This window comes from Algihabitans sp. (assembly GCF_965226985.1).
Classification (GTDB): domain Bacteria; phylum Pseudomonadota; class Alphaproteobacteria; order Kiloniellales; family DSM-21159; genus Algihabitans.
Map to the genome: position 1 here is coordinate 2686813 of NZ_OZ245712.1, position 19012 is coordinate 2705824.

The 19012-nt window shown below is 67.2% G+C and carries 17 protein-coding genes; 4 read left to right on the plus strand and 13 right to left on the minus strand.

Annotated features, from left to right (window positions below):
- The first annotated feature begins 43 nt into the window (after nt 1-43).
- Together ACO054_RS12290 and rpoH are read left to right on the plus strand one after the other, a co-directional pair.
- Nucleotides 44-988: an RluA family pseudouridine synthase gene (locus ACO054_RS12290; protein ID WP_421706872.1), complete on the plus strand. Its 945-nt coding sequence runs from the start codon at nt 44-46 to the stop codon at nt 986-988.
- 102 nt (nt 989-1090) lie between these two features.
- Nucleotides 1091-1975 carry an RNA polymerase sigma factor RpoH gene (rpoH, locus tag ACO054_RS12295; RefSeq protein WP_421710359.1) on the plus strand — a complete coding sequence of 295 codons (885 nt, stop codon included), beginning with the start codon at nt 1091-1093 and terminating at the stop codon, nt 1973-1975.
- Between the two features lie 151 nt (nt 1976-2126).
- On the opposite strand, the gene ACO054_RS12300 is transcribed toward rpoH, so the two are convergent.
- The 6 genes from ACO054_RS12300 to ACO054_RS12325 form a co-directional block, all read right to left on the minus strand.
- Nucleotides 2127-2621 (minus strand): hypothetical protein, encoded by a 495-nt coding sequence (locus ACO054_RS12300; RefSeq protein ID WP_421706873.1) that lies wholly within the window; start codon nt 2619-2621, stop codon nt 2127-2129.
- Nucleotides 2618-4633: a hypothetical protein gene (locus tag ACO054_RS12305; RefSeq protein ID WP_421706874.1), complete on the minus strand. Its 2016-nt coding sequence runs from the start codon at nt 4631-4633 to the stop codon at nt 2618-2620. Before ACO054_RS12305 ends, ACO054_RS12300 begins: the two co-directional genes overlap by 4 nt.
- A gap of 110 nt (nt 4634-4743) precedes the next feature.
- Complete coding sequence (locus ACO054_RS12310; RefSeq protein WP_421706875.1) at nt 4744-6036, minus strand: adenylosuccinate synthase; 1293 nt, start codon at nt 6034-6036, stop codon at nt 4744-4746.
- A 183-nt stretch (nt 6037-6219) separates the two neighbouring features.
- Nucleotides 6220-7134, minus strand: coding sequence for an FG-GAP repeat domain-containing protein (locus tag ACO054_RS12315; protein ID WP_421706876.1), 915 nt, complete (start codon nt 7132-7134; stop codon nt 6220-6222).
- Nucleotides 7135-7268: 134 nt separating this feature from the next.
- Nucleotides 7269-8855: a phosphoglycerate dehydrogenase gene (gene serA, locus ACO054_RS12320; protein ID WP_421706877.1), complete on the minus strand. Its 1587-nt coding sequence runs from the start codon at nt 8853-8855 to the stop codon at nt 7269-7271.
- Nucleotides 8856-8958: 103 nt separating this feature from the next.
- On the minus strand, nt 8959-10143 hold the full coding sequence (locus ACO054_RS12325; protein WP_421706878.1) for a phosphoserine transaminase: 1185 nt from the start codon (nt 10141-10143) through the stop codon (nt 8959-8961).
- A 470-nt stretch (nt 10144-10613) separates the two neighbouring features.
- Here ACO054_RS12325 and ACO054_RS12330 point away from each other — a divergent pair, with 470 nt between their 5' ends.
- Nucleotides 10614-12401 (plus strand): SLC13 family permease, encoded by a 1788-nt coding sequence (locus ACO054_RS12330; protein WP_421706879.1) that lies wholly within the window; start codon nt 10614-10616, stop codon nt 12399-12401.
- Nucleotides 12402-12665: 264 nt separating this feature from the next.
- On the opposite strand, the gene ACO054_RS12335 is transcribed toward ACO054_RS12330, so the two are convergent.
- The 5 genes from ACO054_RS12335 to ACO054_RS12355 form a co-directional block, all read right to left on the minus strand.
- Complete coding sequence (locus ACO054_RS12335) at nt 12666-13130, minus strand: MaoC family dehydratase (protein WP_421706881.1); 465 nt, start codon at nt 13128-13130, stop codon at nt 12666-12668.
- A 100-nt stretch (nt 13131-13230) separates the two neighbouring features.
- Nucleotides 13231-13473, minus strand: coding sequence for a DUF1127 domain-containing protein (locus ACO054_RS12340; RefSeq protein WP_421706882.1), 243 nt, complete (start codon nt 13471-13473; stop codon nt 13231-13233).
- Between the two features lie 187 nt (nt 13474-13660).
- Nucleotides 13661-14179 carry a GNAT family N-acetyltransferase gene (locus ACO054_RS12345; protein ID WP_421706883.1) on the minus strand — a complete coding sequence of 173 codons (519 nt, stop codon included), beginning with the start codon at nt 14177-14179 and terminating at the stop codon, nt 13661-13663.
- Nucleotides 14163-14993, minus strand: a complete 831-nt coding sequence (locus tag ACO054_RS12350; RefSeq protein WP_421706884.1) for a PhzF family phenazine biosynthesis protein — start codon at nt 14991-14993, stop codon at nt 14163-14165. The genes ACO054_RS12345 and ACO054_RS12350 overlap by 17 nt, the downstream gene beginning before the upstream one ends.
- Before the next feature lie 43 nt (nt 14994-15036).
- A complete protein-coding gene (locus tag ACO054_RS12355; protein WP_421706885.1) occupies nt 15037-15279 on the minus strand; it encodes a DUF1127 domain-containing protein in 243 nt (80 codons plus the stop codon).
- 92 nt (nt 15280-15371) lie between these two features.
- On the opposite strand from ACO054_RS12355, the gene ACO054_RS12360 reads away from it, so the two are divergent.
- The gene (locus ACO054_RS12360; protein ID WP_421706886.1) at nt 15372-16793 is read left to right on the plus strand and encodes a PLP-dependent aminotransferase family protein; all 1422 of its coding nucleotides are present in this window, start codon (nt 15372-15374) and stop codon (nt 16791-16793) included.
- Between the two features lie 7 nt (nt 16794-16800).
- Here the strand turns inward: ACO054_RS12360 and thiD are convergent, their stop codons facing one another.
- Nucleotides 16801-17616: a bifunctional hydroxymethylpyrimidine kinase/phosphomethylpyrimidine kinase gene (thiD, locus tag ACO054_RS12365; RefSeq protein WP_421706887.1), complete on the minus strand. Its 816-nt coding sequence runs from the start codon at nt 17614-17616 to the stop codon at nt 16801-16803.
- A gap of 14 nt (nt 17617-17630) precedes the next feature.
- Nucleotides 17631-18980, minus strand: coding sequence for a phosphoglucosamine mutase (glmM, locus tag ACO054_RS12370; RefSeq protein WP_421706888.1), 1350 nt, complete (start codon nt 18978-18980; stop codon nt 17631-17633).
- Nucleotides 18981-19012: the final 32 nt, after the last annotated feature.

Below are 19012 nucleotides of genomic sequence, written 5' to 3' on the forward strand. Positions count from 1 at the left end.
GACCGAGCCGACACCCCCGACCGCAGGGCGATACGAAGTCCAGGTGCTAGAAGCCGAGATCGGCGAACGGCTGGACCGCCTGCTCGCGCGCCACCTGCCGGGACTGTCCCGCAGCCGGACGAAGGCGCTGATCGAGAGCGGCGCGGTCAGCGCCGCCGGCGCGACGATAGAAGAGGCCTCATTTCGGGTCAAACCCGGTCAAACTTTCGCCATCGAAATCCCCGAAACCGTTGAAGCAGAGCCGGAGCCACAGGCGCTCCCGCTCGACGTGGTCCACGAGGACCCGGAGGTGATCGTGGTGAACAAGCCCGCCGGACTGGTGGTGCACCCCGCACCCGGCAACCCGGACTCGACCCTGGTCAACGCCCTGCTGGCCCACTGCGGCAGCGAGCTGACGGGGATCGGCGGCGTCGGCCGCCCCGGCATCGTGCATCGCCTGGACAAGGACACCTCCGGCCTGTTGGTCGCCGCCAAGACGCAGAGGGCCCAGGACGCACTGGTGACGCAGTTCACAGCGCGCAGCATCGCCCGCCGCTATTACGCTCTGGTCTGGGGCCGTCCTCGGCCGACGGAGGGTGAAATCGTGGCCGACATCGGGCGTCATCCGCAAAATCGCAAGAAAATGGCCGTCGTCGCACGCAACGGCAAAGCGGCGACCACGCGCTACCGGGTCTTGGCCAGCTATGCCGAGGGTGCCGTCAGCCTGGTGGAGTGTCGGCTCTTGACCGGGCGAACCCATCAAATTCGTGTACATATGACTCATCTGGGACACCCCCTGCTCGGCGATCCGCTCTACGGCCGCGCGAAACCGGCGTTGCTGCAGCGTCTGCCGCGTCCAGCGCAGGAGCGGGTAACGGCGCTGGGCCGTCAGGCACTCCATGCCAAGTCGCTAGGTTTTGAGCATCCGGCTTCGGGGGAGATGCTGTATTTCGAAAGCGAACTTTCCGACGATCTGAAAGGCTTGATCACCTGTTTGGAATCAATTTAAGATGACGACAATTCCGACCAAAACGGTCAGAATTCGCGAGGCGACGGTCGGCGGCCAGGATCTGGCCCGTCGGGCAACACGCAAGGGAGCAACGATATGAGCATGGGTCGGCAGAACATCCCGATGGCGGTCAGCGAGAACAATCTCGGCCGTTACCTTCAGGACATCCGCAAGTTCCCGATGCTCGAGGCCAACGAGGAGTACATGCTGGCCAAGCGTTGGGCCGAACGGGAGGAGGTCGACGCGGCGCACAAGCTCGTCACCAGCCACCTGCGTCTCGTCGCCAAGATCGCGATGGGCTATCGCGGCTACGGACTGCCGCTGTCCGAGCTGATCAGCGAAGGCAACGTCGGCATGATGCAGGCCGTCAAACGCTTCGACCCAGAGCGCGGCTTCCGGCTGGCGACCTACGCGATGTGGTGGATCCGCGCTGCGATCCAGGAATACATCCTGCACTCCTGGTCCCTGGTGAAGATGGGCACCACGGCCGCACAGAAGAAGCTTTTCTTCAACCTGCGTAAGCTGAAGGGTCAGATGCAGGCGATCGAGGAAGGCGACCTAAAGCCAGAGCAGGTTGCGCGCATCGCCGAACAGCTCGACGTGCCGGAGCAGGACGTGATCTCCATGAACCGGCGCCTCGCCGCCCCCGACCATTCGCTGAATGCGCCGCTGCGTGTCGACGGCGACGGCGAATGGCAGGACTGGCTGATGGACGAGACCGACAGCCAGGAAATCAGGCTGGCCGAGAGCGAGGAGTTGGGTAAGCGCCGGGAACTGTTGTTCAAGGCGATGGAAACCCTGAACGATCGCGAGCGTCATATCCTGACCGAGCGCCGGCTGACCGAAAACCCCACCACCCTGGAGGACCTCAGCCAGGAGTACGGGATCAGCCGGGAACGCGTTCGCCAGATCGAAGTGCGCGCCTTCGAGAAACTGCAGAAGTCGATCCGCAATGCAGCCATCGAGCAAAAACTGGCTCTGAACTGAAGCACGAGGTCCTAGAGCGTGATCGTCTCAGGTGGAAGCGTTTGGCTTCCGCCTGAGACGTGAATCGCCCTCTAACCTTGTGATAAGAGCAGCCTTGCCGGCAGTCGAGGAAGCGCCGTAGAAGGGCCCCGCCGATGGCGAGACTCGGAGGCTATTCCGCCTCGTCCTCGACCGGCTCTTCGCTCTCGCCCTGATCGGCAACCTCCTTGCCCCAGGTCTCGATCAGCTTCTCCTGACGCTCGCGCAGCTCCTGCGCACGCGCCGTGCCGCTGAGGCTCAGGTAGGTCGTGACGATGGGCGGCATCATCGTGAAGAGAAGCCAGCCGATACCGGCCGCGCCATAGGCCACCAGCCAGAGAAAGACATCGCCTAGCACGTCGCCGGCGGCGATCAGCGTCTGGCCGCGCGACCAGAGCTGGCCCAGCGCCGGCAAGGCACCGCAGATGTTGAGCATTCCAACAGTGATGGCGAGCGACTTGTCGCGATAGCGGTCCGCCACGTAGGCGCCCAACGTCGGCAGCAGGCAGACGGAGAGAACCAGCAGGCTGGGCAGCAGCACGGCCAGGATCGGCAGCGCGAAGATCGCGCCGAGCGCCTTGACCCAAGCCGGGGTCGTTTCGCGTGGGCTGAGCTGGGGCTGGTTCATGTCACGTAGAGGACCGTTAGGAGCAGCAGGCCGAGACTGGAAACGCAACCGGCCACCAGGGACGAGGCCTGGCGGCTACGCAGGCGCACGTGTTGGGGATCGAGCAGCTTGCCGGACTCGAGTTCGGCGATTTCCTGTGCCATGGAGGCATATTCGGCGCGCGCCTGAGCGAAACCGCTCTCGTCCTGCTCGCGCGAGTCGGGATCGTCCGCGGCCCGGGCGAGCGCGAAGAGATTGCCGCTGGCCGCCGCCTTCTCGATGGCTTCCGCCGCAGCCTTGCGCCGGTCTCGATTGTGAAAGGCCTCGACGACGGGAGCCAGCAGGCGCGCAATCCAGGCAGACAGGTGCGGAAAGCCCGACTGACCCGTCGAGCGCTGCACCTCCGCAAGAAAGTAGGCAATCGAGAGCTGCTGTAGAGTCGGGTTGTCGCCGTCCGCCATCGCGCGCAGAAGACGATCTGGAATGCCCTTAACGCGCGCGCAGGCGAAGGCGGCGACATGCCGGTCGATCGGCGAGTCCGGCACGTTTCCGCTGGCGGCGATGCGCTCCAGCGCGGGCAGCAGATCGGCGCTTTCGGAGACGTAGTCGCCTTCCAGGATCGGCGAAAGGCAAGGCTGGTGTTCGTTGTATTCGTAGAGGCAGCGTTCGATCCCACAGCCGGCCTCGCTGCGCGACATGAAATGGTGCATCACGTCGAACGACTTGCGCAGCATGCCGTGCTCGGACCGGCTGAGGAGTTGGGAATCGAGCCAAGTTTGCGGAAGCTTCGCCTGAACCATCTCGCCGAAGGCCTGCCGCAGGTCCGCATCGCCGTAGTGCACGCTGAGCGCTTGACCGACCGCATCGATATCAGACGCAAAGCCGCGCAAACGAAGCGGAGCCGGGGGGTCGAGCGCCATCAGCACGCGCGAGACCGCACGGTCTCGAAGCCCGCCGCCGCGCGACGATCCGGCGCTTGCCCCGGCCGCAGAGGCGACGCGCTCGGCCAACTCCTCATCGGATAAGGCCCGGCGAACCCAAGTCGACAGATCGTTGCGCTGAATCGCGGCGACGCCGGCATCCCAGTTGGTCGACAGCGCAGCGGCAACGGCGCGTGCCGACCAGTGGCTCTGTCCTTCGACCGAGTAAGGCCGCTGCCCGCGAATCGGGAGGCTCGGCTGCTTCGGACTCAAGCGGCGTCCACCCAGCCAGAGTTCGAGGTCGTGCAGCGTCCAGCGCTCTATCCGCTGATCGCAGAGCAGGCCTCGCAAAACCTCCATCATCGGGAGCGACAGACGGGTTCGACCGATCAGCGTTGCGTAGGAGCCGCGGTGAATCTTCGACTCGACCCGAGCCTGTTCATCCATATCCTCGAGGGGATCGCCGCCAGCCAGCAAAACCGCGATCGTGACCCCCAACGCATAGAGGTCGTCCGCGGCGAAGCCCCGGCCGCGCCCCCCGGGCAAGGCCAGCATGCCCTCGATCGGCTCATAGATCGTGGGCTGGTCCATGGCCGGCGGCGCCATGACGCACTCGCCGAGCATGCAGGTGCTCTCCGCCGAGCCTTCACGGAAGATATTGTCCGCCCGGATCGCGCGATGGGTGATGCTGCGCGCTTCGAGGTCACGCAGGACCGGGGTGATCGGCTCGATCAGCCGGCGGAGGATCTCGTCCTCGCGCCAGGGCTCGAAGCGCGCGCCGGGCTCCGGCTGCAGTCTGCGGCCGCGCGGACGCGGAAAGACGGCGACGAAGCGCTGGCCGCCGGCCGGCGGCCAGTCGGCAATGCCCCAGCTGACCGCGGAGAGCATGGAGATCCGCTCTTGCCGCACCAGCTTGCCCATGACATCCCGGCGCGGCGGCAAGTCGGGCCGCGCGATCAGGACCATGAGGTGATTGCCGGTCTGACGCTCGCGCGCGCCGTAAGCCTCGGCCTGCGGCGAATCGAACTCCGGAAGCCGTTCGCCCGGCAGCAGGTCAATAGACTGGTTGAGCGCGATCGTCTCGCCGTTTGGGCTCGCTGAGCTCGTTGCCATCTGGTCTCGGCTCGAAATGAACGAAGAGCGCCGCTTGGACGGCGCCACAGCGATCAATCTAGCCGCGTGATGGCAAAGGTGAGGTTAACGGAAACGCGAGCGCTCCTCCGTCAGGGACCGAAGGGATCCCGTACCAGAATCGTGTCGTCCCGCTCTGGAGAGGTAGAAAGCAGCGCCACGGGCGCCGCGATCAACTCCTCGATGCGACGGATGTACTTAACCGCCGTCGCAGGCAGATCCGCCCAGGAGCGTGCACCCTGGGTCGAGTCGGACCAGCCCTCGAAGCGTTCGTAGACCGGCTCGGCACGGGCCTGCTGGGCCGGCTGGGCCGGCAGGTGGTCGAGCAGCGTTCCGTCGATCCGGTAGCCGGTGCAGACCTGAAGCTCATCGAAGCCATCAAGTACGTCGAGCTTGGTCAGCGCGATCCCGTCGATACCGCCGATGGTGATCGCCTGGCGTACCATGACGGCGTCGAACCAGCCGCAGCGCCGCGCCCGGCCTGTCACGGTTCCGAACTCGTGACCGCGCTCGCCGAGTCGCCGGCCGATCTCGTCGTCCAGCTCCGTCGGAAAGGGTCCGCTGCCGACCCGCGTCGTGTAAGCCTTTGTAATACCGAGAACCATACCGAGCGATCCGGGCGCGACTCCCGATCCGGCGGCGGCCTGACCGCCTAGGGTGTTTGAGGAGGTCACGAAGGGATAGGTCCCGTGATCCACGTCCAGCATGGCCCCCTGAGCGCCCTCGAAGAGGATCCGCTTACCCTGGCGCCGCGCCTCGTCCAGGCGCTGCCAGACGCGGTCGGCATAGGGCTGGATCTTCGGGGCGACGGCATGCAGCTGCTCGATCAGCTCCTCCGCCTCCACTTCAGGCAGGTCCAGGCCCCGAAACAGGGCGTTGTGGTGGACCAGCAGCGAATTCACACGCCGGGCGAGCAAATCCCGGTCAGACAGATCGCAGATCCGGATCGCCCGGCGACCGACCTTGTCTTCATAGGCGGGGCCGATGCCGCGCCCCGTCGTGCCGATCTTGTCGTCGCCGCGCCGCACCTCGCGCGCCCGGTCGACGGCGCCATGCAGCGGCAGGATCAACGCCGCGTTCTCGGCGATCTTGAGGCTGTCCGGCGTGATCGAGACACCCTGCGCGGTCAGCCGCTCGATCTCTTCGACCAGGGCCCAAGGATCGACCACCACGCCATTGCCGATGATCGAGAGCTTGCCCGGCCGCACGACGCCGGATGGAAGCAGGGAGAGCTTATAGGTCTCGTTGCCGACGACCAGCGTATGCCCGGCATTGTGACCACCCTGGAATCGCACGACGACATCGGCGCGCTCCGAGAGCCAGTCCACGATCTTGCCCTTGCCTTCGTCGCCCCATTGGGAGCCGACGACGACCACGTTACCCATGATATGTCCTCTTTGTCTGCGGTGCGGCCGCGTGCGGGAGCCCCCCCGGGCCCTGCCGCAGGCGATGTCCTAGAGCGCTCGGATGCTCAATGGAAGCCTTATTGCTTCCGGCGCGAAAGCGAACCGCTCTCCGAACCGCTCCATCAGCGCGAAACCTTTGCCCCGGAGCGGCGTCTTCGGAGGTCAGCGCAGCAGCCGAACGAAGGTCCCGTCGGCCAAGGGATAGCCGATATCCGCGCGCCCGTTGCCGTCGAAGTCCGCCAGGACGAAATCTCCGGAAACGGCGGCCGCGTGCTCCAGCCGGGCCAGGCGGACCCAGGCTCCGTCGCGCAGGTCGAGCGCCAGGAGACCGCGCAGCCCCATCTCGGGCAGAAGCAGTTCGTCGTCGCCGTCACCGTCCAGGTCAAGCACGGCCGAGAGATCCAGCGCGCGGCTGCCGATCGCATGGTTGGATACGCCAGCGAGGCTCGGGCCCGGCCGAAAGCCGCCGTCGTCCCATCGCCAGAGCTGCAGGACACCGCCGAGATGCGGCGTCTGAACCTCGGCCAGTTCCAGCCGTCCATCGCCGTCGAAGTCGCCAGCGCCAGCGGGATTGCGCCAGCGGTTGGGGCGGCCGATCGCCGGCGTCTCGCCGAGCAGACGCAGGTCGTCCCCGCTCGCTCCATAGAGGGCGAGTGCTGCGCCGCGATCCCGATAGGCCTTGATCAACAGCACCTCATCCCGACCGTCGCCCGTCAGGTCGAGCAGACGCGGCACGAGATCCTCGAACACCGCCTCCTGCGGAAGACGGGTTTCCAGGACCAGACCACCGTCCGTGATCACGCGCAGGCCGCCGGCCTCGACAGCGTCGCCGAGTACGCCGTGACCGTAGCGGTCGGTCGGTGCGATCAGCAGGGCCTTTACGATACCGGTATCGCCGATGGCCGGGCGCGAGTCCTGCAGGGCCTCGGGCGGCAAGGCCACAGGAGCGTCGACGGTCAGCGGCGCCCGGCCGGTCGCGACGCGGATGCCGAGCTCCGCGAAGCTCTCCGCCCAGGTTGGCCCCGGAAACGTCAGAAGCGTCAAAACGACCAGAAGCCGTCCGGAGAGGCGGAACATAACGGGAGAATTCCTTCAGGACAGGGGCACAGCAGGACGGCAGCAGAGGCGAAGCCGGCCGATCCTATCAAAGCTGCCGCCGGACCAGAACTTCGATCCCTATCAAATCGGCGTCCGCCATACGCGATCCCGCCTTAGCGGAACTGCAGCAACTCCGCGCGCGTGATCGAGGGCAGCGCCCGCACTTTCTCCAGAGTCTCCCGACTCATGGCGTCGTCCAGCTCGATCAGGGCGATCGCATCGCCGCCGGGCGCGTTGCGACCCAGGTGGAAGCTGGCGATGTTGATCCCCTCCTCGGCGAGCAGGCCGGTCAACGCTCCGATCACACCGGGCTTGTCGTCGTTCGTGGTGTAGAGCATGTGCGGCGAGAGCTGCGCTTCGATCTGGATACCCTTGATCTCCACGATGCGCGGCTTGTCGCCGCCGAAGAGCGTCCCGGAGACGGCGCGTTCCTGTCGGTCCGTCTTGACCATTAGACGGATCATGGTCTGGTAGTCGCCCGGCGCCTCGTCCTTGACCTCCCGCAGCTCGATATCCCGCTGGCGGGCCAGCACCGGCGCGTTGACCATGTTGACGGAATCCAGCATCGGCCGGAGCAGTCCAGTCAAGGCCGCCTGGGTCAGCGGACGGGTGTTGAGCTCGGCGACGTGCCCCTCGTATTCGATGGTCACGGCCTGCAGGCCGGTGCGGGTCAGCTGACCGGCGAAGGAGCCGAGATCCTCGGCCAGTCTCATGTAGGGGCCCAGGCGCTTGGCGTCCTCGGCCGTCAGGGACGGCATGTTGATGGCGTTGGTAACCGCGCCGTTCAGCAGGTAGTCGCTCATCTGCTCGGCGATCTGCACAGCCACGTTCTCCTGCGCCTCCGTGGTGGAGGCGCCGAGATGCGGGGTGCAGACCAGATTCGGCAGGCCGAACAAGGCGTTCTCCTTGGCCGGCTCGATCTCGAAGACGTCGAGTGCCGCCCCGGCCACCTGACCGGAGTCCAGCGCCGCCTTCAGGTCGGCCTCCACCACCAGGCCGCCGCGCGCGCAGTTGATGATGCGCACGCCTTTCTTGCATTTGGCCAGCGCCTCGGCGTCGATGATGCCGCGCGTCTGGTCGTTCATCGGGACGTGCAAGGTGATCACGTCGGCACGGGGCAGCAGCTCCTCCAACTCGACCTTCTCGACGCCCAGGTCGACGGCCCGATCCTTCGACAGGAAGGGGTCGTAGGCCACCACCTTCATGCGCAGGCCCAGCGCCCGCTCCGCGACGATGGACCCGATGTTGCCGCAGCCAATCAAGCCGAGCGTCTTGCCGGTGAGTTCCGTGCCCATGAAACGGGACTTTTCCCACTTTCCGGCCTGGGTCGAAGCGTCGGCGGCGGGAATCTGCCGCGCCAAGGCGAAGATCAGCGCGATTGTGTGCTCCGCCGTCGTGGTGGCATTGCCGTAGGGCGTGTTCATCACCACGATGCCCTGGGCCGTCGCCGCCTCGACATCGATGTTGTCGACACCGATACCGGCGCGGCCCGTCACCTTCAGCTTACCGGCCGCCCCGGCCTTCAGGACCTCGGCCGTCAATTTGGTCGCGGAGCGGACGGCGATGCCGTCGTAGTCGCCGGCCCGCGCTGTCAGCTCCTCGGGGCTGAGCGCGGTCTCGAAGTCCACCTCGAGGCCGCGTTGTTTGAAGACCTCGACGGCGAGCGGGCTGAGCTTGTCGGCAATCAGGACCTTAGGCATGGATCTTTACGTCTCGTTTTCTGGGATCGTCTCGGATGTTCGGGCGAAGCCGAAGGTTCGTCTGGCCGGCGCCCGAATACCCGATCGGACCCGGCCGGGGAGATCAGGCGGCGGCTGCCTGTTCCGCCTTCACGCTGGCGTAGGCCCAATCGAGCCAGGGCAGCAAGGCTCGGATGTCGGCGGACTCCACCGTCGCTCCGCCCCAGATCCGCAGACCCGGCGGGGCGTCGCGATAGGCGCCGATGTCGAAGGCCACGGCCTCCGCCTCCAACAGGGCGACCATCCGCTTGGCGACGGTGGCCTGCTGCTCGGCGGCCAGGCCGGCGAACCAGCCGTCGACCACCTTGAGGCAGATCGAGGTGCAGGAGCGCGTCGCCGGATCCTCGGCCAGAAAATCGGCCCAATCGCTGGCCGCGACCCAGTCGGCGACGGCCGCCAGATTGCTCTCGGCCCGGGCGATCAGAGCCGCGCGACCGCCGATCGACTCGGCCCAGCGCAGTCCGTCCAGGGCGTCTTCTACGCACAGCAGAGAGGGCGTGTTGATCGTCTCGCCCTTGAAGACGCCCTCGATCAGCTTGCCGCCCTTGGTCAGCCGGAAAATCTTCGGCAGCGGCCAGGCAGGGCTGTAATTCTCCAAGCGCGCGACGGCGCGCGGGGAAAGCGCCAGCATCCCGTGCGCCGCCTCGCCGCCCAGAACCTTCTGCCAGGACCAGGTGACCACATCCAACTTGTCGTAAGGCAGGTCCATGGCGAAGGCGGCCGAGGTCGCGTCGCAGATCGCCAGACCTTCGCGATCGGCCGGAATCCAGCCGCCGTCGGGCACCCGCACGCCGGAGGTCGTACCGTTCCAGGTAAAGACCACGTCGCGGCTCCAATCCACCTGACTGAGATCGGGCAGTGCGCCGTAGTTCGCCTCCAGCCGACGCGCGTCGGTCAGGCTCAACTGCTTCACCGCATCCGTCACCCAGCCGGCACCGAAGGATTCCCAGGCCAGCAGGTCGACTCCGCGCTGACCCAGCAGCGACCACATGGCCATCTCCACCGCACCGGTGTCGGAGGCGGGAACGATGCCGAGTCGCCAATCCTCGGGCAGATCCAGCAGCTGTCTGGAGCGTTCGATCACCTCCGCCAGCTTCGCCTTGCCGCCCTTGGCACGGTGGGAGCGGCCGAGGAAAGCCCCCTCCAGAGCCTGCAGAGACCAGCCGGGGCGCTTGGCGCAGGGACCGCTGGAAAAGTTCGGGTTGGCGGGCGTCGCGGCGGGACGCGCCGGCCTGGCGAGGGGGCTCATAACAGGTCGCTCCTCAGCGGTTAGGGGTCGTCTAGAGCGCGATCGTCTCAGGTGGAAGCGTTCGGCTTCCACCTGAGACGTGAATCGCCCTCTAAGCCCTATGGTTAGAGTAGGATTCACGCCTTAGGTGGGATCGCCAGAGCGATTCCACCTAAGGCGATCCTGCTCTAAAGAACAGGGGGAGCGCGGACATTAGGCGCCGTGCTGCAGTGCGTCAACGCAGCAGGTGAGCGACGGCGGCGACAGCCGGAAACGGCCCTGGAAAAGACGCCTGTCCTGGGTTATCTGCCTGCCCCCTGGCGCGAACCGGGGCGGCGAGCGTAGACTGTCGCCCGATCGCGACTCGCCACCGCCGCGGACCGGATCGAGAAGCCGCGCGCGCCGTCCCGTCCGCCCCCTGCCCCCGCGAGGGCCAAGCCACCCGACAAGACGAACGACCCTAGAGGCCCGCAGGAGGGGCCGGACATCGAATGCCGACAGCCGATCAGCTCCTGCTGTTTGCGATCCTAGCCGGCGCGCTCGGGCTCTTCGCCTGGGGCCGGCTGCGCTACGACCTCATCGCTCTGCTGGCGCTGCTGGCAGGCGTGGTCGGCGGCATCATACCGACGGAGAGCGCGTTCAGCGGTTTCGGCCATCCCGCCGTCATCACCGTGGCCGCGATCCTGATCCTGACGCGCGCGCTCCGAACCTCGGCGCTGGTGAGCGTGGTCTCGCGCATGCTGTCCAAGCTGTCGGCGCGCCCGACTCTCCAGATGGTGGCGTTGACGGCCACTTGCGGCGTCTGCTCCGCCTTCATGAACAACGTAGGTGCCCTCGCGCTGCTGCTGCCCGTCGCCCTGGAACTGGCGCGCGACTCCCAGCGCAGCCCCAGCCAACTGCTCATGCCGCTATCCTTCGCCTCCCTGCTCGGCGGCCTGATCACCCTGGTGGGCACCCCGCCCAACGTCGTGATCGCCAACCTGCGCGCCGAAGCGACCGGCCAGTCCTTCGCGATGTTCGACTTCACCCCGGTCGGCCTGACCGTCGCAACCGTCGGGATCGGCTTCGTCGCCCTGCTCGGCTGGCGCCTCCTGCCGGAGCGGTTGGCCGCCCAGCCGCGCAACGAAGAGCGGCCGCTAGTGGAAATCGAGGGCTACATCACCGAGGCGCGGGTCCCGGCGAAGTCCGCCTACGTCGGTCGCCGTCTGCTCGACCTTTTCGCCGTCGGCCAGGGCGACATCTCGGTCGTGGCGCTGGTGCGCCGCAAAGACAGAATCCTGGCCCCCTCAGGGTTCCTGCGGCTGCAGTCAGGCGACATCCTGATCCTGGAGGCCGACCCTCAGGCCCTGCGGCGGCTGGTCGAAACCGCCGGGGTCGAGCTGGTCGGTGCGGGCGGCGTGCGGGCCGACACGCTGAGGTCCGAACGGGTCGGTGTGATCGAGGCGGTGATCACGCCGAGTTCGCGGCTGGAGGGGCGGACGGCGCGCTCGCTGCGTCTGCACACCCGCTACGGCGTCAACCTGCTGGCCGTCTCGCGCCAGGGCGAGCGGATCTACGAGCGCCTCGGGCAGGTGCGGTTCCTGCCGGGCGACGTCCTGCTGCTGCAAGGCGAGCGCGAGATCATGCCGGAGGCCTGCCGGAACCTGGGACTGCTGCCCCTGGCCGAGCGCGGCCTGGAGATCGCCCGGCGCGGCGACAGCTGGCGCTCCCTGGCGATCTTCGGGGCCGCCGTCGCGCTGGTCGTCTTCGGACTGCTGCCGCCGCATATTGCCTTCACGGCCGCCGCCGTCGCCGTAGTCATGCTCGGCGCCCTGCAGCTCCGCGACGTCTACGAGTCGATCGACTGGCCGATCGTGATCCTGCTCGGCGCCATGATCCCGGTCGGGCAGGCGCTGGAGGCGACCGGCGGGTCGATGGTGATCGCCCAACCGATCCTGGACCTGGGGGAGAGTGCCCCGGTCTGGCTGATCCTAGCGCTGCTGATGGTGGTCACCATGCTGCTGAGCGACGTGATGAACAACGCCGCGACCGCCGTCCTGATGGCCCCCATCGGCATCGAAATCGCGAACGGTCTAGGCTACTCGCTCGACCCCTTCCTGATGGCCGTAGCGGTCGGAGCCTCCTCGACCTACCTGACGCCGATCGGCCACCAGTCGAACCTGCTGGTGATGGGCCCCGGGGGCTATCGCTTCGGCGACTACGCCCGCATGGGCCTCGCGCTCGACCTCCTGATCGTCGCCATCGCCGTGCCCGTCATCCTGTGGGTCTGGCCCGTCTAGGGCCTGTTGAGGTTCATTTTGCTGTCGTGGCGGGAGCGGATTTTCGCCAGGGCTAGGAGCGGGCGGCGCCGTGGGGCGGTGCCCCACAAGCCGTCCGCGACACCGGCCTGGCGAAAAGCCGCCCCGTCCCGAAGGGATCCGGCGGCTTCGGCCCGCGGCCGCGTCGCTCCTCGTTGAATATGCTTAAGCATGTCCTTCCTCGTCGCTCCTAACCGCGGGCCGAAGGCGCTCGGACCACGACCGCAAAATGAACCTCAACAGGCCCTAGTTCTTCGGACGGCGGCGAAAGATTTGCGTGGCGATCATGTCCGCCACCAACTCGTCCTTCTGGTTGAGGATGTCGTAGCGCAGCTTCACGAGGCCCCGGTCGGGCTTGGAGGCGCTTTCGCGTGCCTCCAGAACCTCGCCGCGGCACCGCAAGGTGTCGCCAGGCCGCACCGGAAGCAGCCAGCGCAGGTTCTCGACGCCGGGCGAGCCGAGCGAACAGCGAACCCAGACATTCTCCTGAACCACCAGGCGGAAGGCGATCAGCAGGGTGTGCCAGCCGCTCGCGATCAGGCCGCCGTAGCCCCAGTCCTTGGCGGCCTCCGTGTCGATGTGGAAAGGCTGCGGGTCCCACTCCCAGGCGAAGCTGAGAATCTGCGCCTCGCTCAGCGTGGCGCCACCCGTCGTGAAACTGCGACCGACCGGAAAATCTTCGAAGTAGCTCTCATCTCCTGGCACACCCATGCCCCCTCCACCCTTTCTGACCAGACCAGGCAGCCAAGCTAGACCGGGTTGCGCCGGATAGCCAGAAAGGGCGGTTTCGCAGGGGGTTATGCCGCCCCGCTCAGTCGCGGTGACCGTGGTGGAGACTGCGCAGCAGCTCGCTCCGGCTCAAGCCGATATCGCGCAGCAAGCGGTCGTCCAGTTCCAGGATCCGCTCCCGCTCCTCGGCGCGGCGCTGCAGGGCCATCAGGCCGTGAAGGATCTGCAGGAGGAGATTGCGGCGCGGACGGCGCGTAGTTGCGCGAACAGCCGGCAGGCTGCCGGAGATCCGTAAGGGCTGGTCGATGCTCGACATGTAGTTCATTCCTCTCTCCGCGGCAGTCCGTATCGACGATCCTGGCGGGCCTAGGCCGCCGTTACCTGGGGCCTCCGCTTGGATCCGTGCAAAAGGGTGGACTGCAGTTTGCTTCGCCTGTCTCAGGTGTCTGTGAGTGCCCTCACAAACCCCTCCAGGCGACGCGGAGAAATGTGCCGTTCGGCGCGCCGGCGCTCTATCCGGTCCTTGTGTCCGAAAGTGGCGAAACGGATCGAAGATCGAGGCCGAAGTAGAGGATCTCTTCCAGCGGATTGTCGTAGTAGGGCGGGATCTCCGCAAAACCGAGGTCACGATAGAGACGCACGGCGGCCGTCAGCCGCGGCAGGCTGTCGAGCAGGAGACGCCGGTATCCCGCCTTCTGGGCCCAAAAGATGGCAGCTTCCATCAAACTCCGGCCCCAGCCGCCGCCGCGCAGGTCGGCCTCGATCCACAAGCGCTTCGCCTCGCAGGCCTCACCGTCCAGGGGCCTGAGGCCGACGCAGCCGTAAGCCTCGCCGGCGCCATCGCGCAACAGAAGGACCGCGCCTTGCGGTCCCGCGTAGAAGCCAGGCAGGCCGGCCAGCTCCGCGTCGAAGTTCTGGTAGCAGAGATCTTCCTGCAGCCAGTCGGCATAGCGGCGGAACAGCCGGCGTACCGTCTCGCTGTCGCTCGGCCAAGCGGCCGCTTCGATCCTGAGATCAGTCGGGCAGGACAATCCGTCCCTCCAGGTAAAAGGCGACACGGCCCAGCAGTTCGACCCGTTCGCCCTTCAGCTCGCAGACCAACTCGCCCAGTCGCGCCGAAACCTGCCGCGCCGTCAGGCGATCGCGGCCGAGCCGGGCCGCCCAATAGGGCTGCAGCACACAGTGGGCCGAGCCGGTGACGGGATCCTCGGGAATTCCAGCGTGAGGCGCAAAGTAGCGCGAGACGTAGTCGCAGATCCCGCCCTCGTCCGGACCAGGTGCTGTGACGATCAGGCCATCGCCCTCAAGAGCCGCAACCTTGACCAGATCGGGCCGTGCCGCGCGGACCGCCGCCGCATCGGACAAGACCGCCAGGTTCTTGTCGGCGCGCAGGACCTCTAGAGGGCGCAGGCCCAGCGCCTCAGCAATCGCGGCGCCGTCTTCAATGGGCTGCGGCGGGCGCGCCGGCAGATCTATCGCGAAGCCGCCGGCAAAGCTCTCGGGCGCCCGGCGCACCTCTAGCCAGCCACTAAGCGTGTGGAAGCGAACAAGCTTCAGATCCGGCGCCAGCCGGTCGAGCAGCAGGGCGCCGCTGGCGAGGGTGGCATGGCCGCAGAGATCGACCTCCTTGGCGGGCGTGAACCAGCGCAGATCGTAGGCGCCGGGCTCATCGCCGCGCGGCCGCAGGAAGGCCGTCTCCGAGAGATTGTTTTCCAGGGCGATGGCCTGAAGCGTCGCGTCGGGAAGCCAGTCGGACAGGCTATCCGGCAACGGCACCACCGCCGCCGGATTACCGCCGAACACGCGGTCCGTGAAAGCGTCCAGTTGATAGACTTCGAGCTGCATTGCTTTGCGTCTCCCTGCCGATTATGGGCCGATTATGGGCCGATCACGGCTGCCAAAAGGGTTTGCGCGCTTCTTGCCGCGCAGCAACACGGTCGAGACCGATATCGCGGAGCAGGCGGTCGTCGAGTTCGGCCAGCGCCTGGCGCTGTTCCGACCGCTCCTGCCACTGCATCAAGAGCTCGATCACGGCCAGAAGAAGCGACCGGGGTCGCCGCCGTACGCGGTTGCGCCGAAACCCGGCCAAACTGCCGGAGAGCGAAGGCGGTCGAGAGGAAATTGTCACCATTTCAATTCTCCGCGAAGTTATATTGTCATTTTTGTATCCATTCATTGACTTTGACGTTGCGAACAATCGGACTCAATGTCTTTATTGTCCTCATGACAAGTTGGACTCCCACCCTCAGGCCTGAGAGCCCCCGCTACATCGCCATCGCGGACGCCTTGGCCGACGACATGAGCGCCGGCCGTCTGGCGGCGGGCGTCAAGCTGCCGACGCACCGCGATCTGGCCTGGCGGCTGGGCGTGACGGTGGGCACGGTAACGCGGGCCTATGCCGAGGCGGAGCGACGGGGGCTGGTCATCGGAGAGGTCGGGCGCGGCACCTTCGTGCGCGCGCAGACGCCGGACCGGCCGCCGAGCGCGGACCGCCGGGACGGAACGCCCCGGGACGACGGCCGGATCCTGGATCTTTCCATGAATCTGCCCGCGCTTCCGAGCGAGCCGGAAGCCGTGCCCGGCGTCGTCGCCGAGGTCAGCGGCGACCCGGCGGCGCGCCATTACTTCGACTATACCACCAGTCTCGGCCTGCCCGAGCACCGCCAGAGCGGCGCCGACTGGCTGGCCCGCCACGGATTGAAGAGCCGGCCCGAGCGGATCATCCCGACCTACGGCGCCCAGCACGCGATGTTCCTGGCCTGCGCCGCCCTGGCCGAAGCCGGAGCCCCGGTTCTGGTGGAGGAGGCGACCTTCTACGGCATCAAGTCCGTAGCCAAGACGCTCGACCTGCGTCTGATCGGCGTTCAGACCGACAACCAGGGACTGGATCCGGCGAGCCTGGACGCGGCCGCCCGCTCCACCGGCGCGAAGCTGCTCTACTGCATCCCCAACTTTCAGAACCCCACCTCCAGCATCATGCCGGCGCAACGGCGGGACGAGATTGCGGAGGTCTGCGAGCGCCACGGGATCACGGCGATCGAGGACGATATCTACGCCTTCCTGCTGGACGAGGGCGAGGCGGCCGCCCTGCGCCCGCTCTCCAGCCGGTTGCCGCAGCAGAGCTTCTATATCGGGTCTCTTTCGAAAAGCGTGTCGCCCGCGCTGCGGGTCGGCTGGCTATCGGTGCCCGAGGCTTGGGTCGACCGCGTCGCCGTGGCCCAGCGCGCGACGGTGATCATGCCGAACCCCCTGCTGCAGGAGGCCGCACGGCGGCTGATCGCCAGCGGCGCGGCCGACCGTCTGGCCGCCGGTCAGCGCCGGGAGGCAATCGCCCGGCAGCGGCTGGCAAGCGACATCCTCGGTCGTCCGAACTCGGGCGCTCGGGTCGTGACCCACCCCAACTCCTTCCACATCTGGCTGCAGCTGCCGGCGATCTGGCGGACCGAGGCCTTCGTCTCGGCCGCCCGCCGGCGCGGCGTGGCGGTCACGGCCGGGGAAGTCTTCTTCGTGGGCCGAGTGCCCGGACCCGACGCGGTCCGCATCTGCCTGTCGGCCGCGCCCGATCGCACGGCGCTGGAGCGCGGTCTGCGCACCCTTGCGGGTCTGCTGGCGGAGGATCCCACTCTGGAGATGCCCCTGGTTTAGAACAGGTTCAGAGCATGAAGGGCCGGAGCGTATGGGCGTGGTTGACCGGGCCGTGGCCCTTGCCGAGGCCCGGTGCGGTGCGCAGCGCGGTGTAAAGGTAGGCCCGCGCGCGCTCGACGGCCTCCTCGAGATCCAGCCCGTAGGCCAGGCTCGCCGCGATCGCCGAAGCCAAGGTGCAGCCGGTTCCATGGGTGCTGGTGGTCTCGACGCGCGGCCCCTCGAAGATCCGCGTACCGGCGTCGGAGGAGAGGACATCGCGCATCACGCGGTCTCCGGACAGATGCCCGCCCTTGACCAGGACCGCCTGGGGCCCGGTGGTGCGCAGCATTTCAGCCGCATGCACCATCCCGTCCAGGTCCTTGATCGCGAGGCCGGTCAGCTTCTCCGCCTCGCGCAGGTTCGGGGTCATAACGTCCGCGACGAGCGACATGCGCCGGGTCAGGGTCCGCATCGCCGCTGGCTCCAGCAGGTCGTGCCCGCTGGTGGACACCATGACAGGATCGACGACGATCGGCAGGTCGCGGCAGCGGGCTTCCAGGACGTCGGCAACCGTGTCGATCACCTCGGCGGAATGGAGCATCCCGATCTTCAGCGCGTCGCTGCCGATATCGTCCAGCACCACGTTCATCTGCTGGGCGATGAAGGCGGGATCGACCGGAAAGACGCCCTCGACTCCCTGGGTGTTCTGCGCCGTCAGGGCGGTGATCGCGGTCGTGCCGTAGGCGCCGAGCGCCATCACGGTCTTGAGATCCGCCTGAATGCCCGCGCCGCCGCCGGAATCCGATCCGGCAACGATGAGAACCCGACCCGGCTGCATGGCCATGCTGTCCCCCTGCCTCAGTTAGCCGCGACCGCGGCGATGCTCGCCGCCACGGTTTCGACCGCTTCATCGACCAGTGCTTCGTCCTCGGCCTCGGCCATCACCCGGATCACCGGTTCTGTTCCCGATTTGCGAATCAGCAAGCGACCCCGGTCGTTCAGCTTCGCCTCCACCTCGGCGATGGTCCGCTTGACGGAGTCCGCCTCCAAGGGCTGACCGCCCGCGAAGCGGACGTTATCCAGCCGCTGGGGCAAGGGCTCGAAACAGTGGGTGGCCTGGCTGGCCGGCTGGCCAGACTGAACCAGGGCCGCCAGCACCTGCAAGGCCGCGATCAGGCCGTCGCCCGTGGTCGTGAAGTCCGACAGTACGATGTGACCCGACTGTTCGCCGCCGACGTTGTAGCCGTGACGGCGCATCCGCTCGACCACGTAGCGGTCGCCGACCGGCGTGCGCTCCAGGCCGATCCCGAGACCGTTCACGAAGCGCTCAAGCCCCAGGTTCGACATCACCGTGGTTACCAGGCCGCCACCCGCCAGGCGACCGTCCCGCAGCCAGGCACGGGCGATCAGCGCCATGAGCTGATCGCCGTCGATCACCCGCCCGGTTTCGTCGGCCAGGATCGCGCGGTCGGCGTCGCCGTCCAGCGCGATGCCCAGGGCCGCGCCCTGCTCCACCACCGCCCGGCACATGGCCTCCGGCGCCGTCGCGCCGCAGGCGGCATTGATGTTGAAGCCGTTGGGCTCGTCGCCAAGCGGGACGACCTCTGCCCCCAGTTCGTAGAGGACGGTGGGCGCGACCCGGTAGGCGGCGCCGTTGGCGCAGTCCACCACCACCTTGAGACCGTCGAGGCGCAGCCCGCGCGGGAAGGAGGCCTTGACGAACTCGATGTAGCGGCCGAGCGCGTCGTCCAGCCGGCGGGCACGGCCGAGCAGCTGCGGCGCGGCGCGTTCGTCGTCGAGCCCGTTGTCCATCCGTGCCTCGATCGCCAGCTCGACCTCGTCGGACAGCTTGAAACCGTCCGGGCCGAACAGCTTCAGGCCGTTGTCTTCGAAGGGGTTGTGCGAGGCGGAGATCATCACGCCGAGATCGGCCCGCAGGGAGCGGGTCAGCATACCGACGGCGGGCGTCGGCAAGGGGCCGAGCAGCACGACGTCCATCCCGACCGAGGTGAAACCGGCGGTGAGGGCCGGCTCCAGCATGTAGCCGGACAGGCGCGTATCCTTGCCGATCACGACCCGGTGGCGATGGTCGCCGCGGGTAAACTGCGCACCGGCGGCCATGGCCAACTTCAGCGCGGTCTCGGCGGTGATCGGCTCGCGGTTCGCGGTGCCTCGCACTCCGTCGGTGCCGAAAAGCTTGCGAGTCATGGCGAGGTTGAAAAACTCCGATTCTACGAATT

What these genes read in the sequence shown, in the direction of transcription:
- ACO054_RS12330 (WP_421706879.1), top strand. Translation starts at nt 10,614, where the DNA reads ATGCCGACAGCCGATCAGCTCCTGCTGTTTGCGATCCTAGCCGGCGCG.
- ACO054_RS12310 (WP_421706875.1), bottom strand. Translation starts at nt 6,036, where the DNA reads ATGGGTAACGTGGTCGTCGTCGGCTCCCAATGGGGCGACGAAGGCAAG.
- ACO054_RS12300 (WP_421706873.1), bottom strand. Translation starts at nt 2,621, where the DNA reads ATGAACCAGCCCCAGCTCAGCCCACGCGAAACGACCCCGGCTTGGGTC.
- glmM (WP_421706888.1), bottom strand. Translation starts at nt 18,980, where the DNA reads ATGACTCGCAAGCTTTTCGGCACCGACGGAGTGCGAGGCACCGCGAAC.
- ACO054_RS12355 (WP_421706885.1), bottom strand. Translation starts at nt 15,279, where the DNA reads ATGGTGACAATTTCCTCTCGACCGCCTTCGCTCTCCGGCAGTTTGGCC.
- ACO054_RS12305 (WP_421706874.1), bottom strand. Translation starts at nt 4,633, where the DNA reads ATGGCAACGAGCTCAGCGAGCCCAAACGGCGAGACGATCGCGCTCAAC.
- ACO054_RS12360 (WP_421706886.1), top strand. Translation starts at nt 15,372, where the DNA reads ATGACAAGTTGGACTCCCACCCTCAGGCCTGAGAGCCCCCGCTACATC.
- serA (WP_421706877.1), bottom strand. Translation starts at nt 8,855, where the DNA reads ATGCCTAAGGTCCTGATTGCCGACAAGCTCAGCCCGCTCGCCGTCGAG.
- thiD (WP_421706887.1), bottom strand. Translation starts at nt 17,616, where the DNA reads ATGGCCATGCAGCCGGGTCGGGTTCTCATCGTTGCCGGATCGGATTCC.
- ACO054_RS12340 (WP_421706882.1), bottom strand. Translation starts at nt 13,473, where the DNA reads ATGAACTACATGTCGAGCATCGACCAGCCCTTACGGATCTCCGGCAGC.
- ACO054_RS12335 (WP_421706881.1), bottom strand. Translation starts at nt 13,130, where the DNA reads ATGGGTGTGCCAGGAGATGAGAGCTACTTCGAAGATTTTCCGGTCGGT.
- ACO054_RS12315 (WP_421706876.1), bottom strand. Translation starts at nt 7,134, where the DNA reads ATGTTCCGCCTCTCCGGACGGCTTCTGGTCGTTTTGACGCTTCTGACG.
- ACO054_RS12350 (WP_421706884.1), bottom strand. Translation starts at nt 14,993, where the DNA reads ATGCAGCTCGAAGTCTATCAACTGGACGCTTTCACGGACCGCGTGTTC.
- rpoH (WP_421710359.1), top strand. Translation starts at nt 1,091, where the DNA reads ATGGGTCGGCAGAACATCCCGATGGCGGTCAGCGAGAACAATCTCGGC.
- ACO054_RS12325 (WP_421706878.1), bottom strand. Translation starts at nt 10,143, where the DNA reads ATGAGCCCCCTCGCCAGGCCGGCGCGTCCCGCCGCGACGCCCGCCAAC.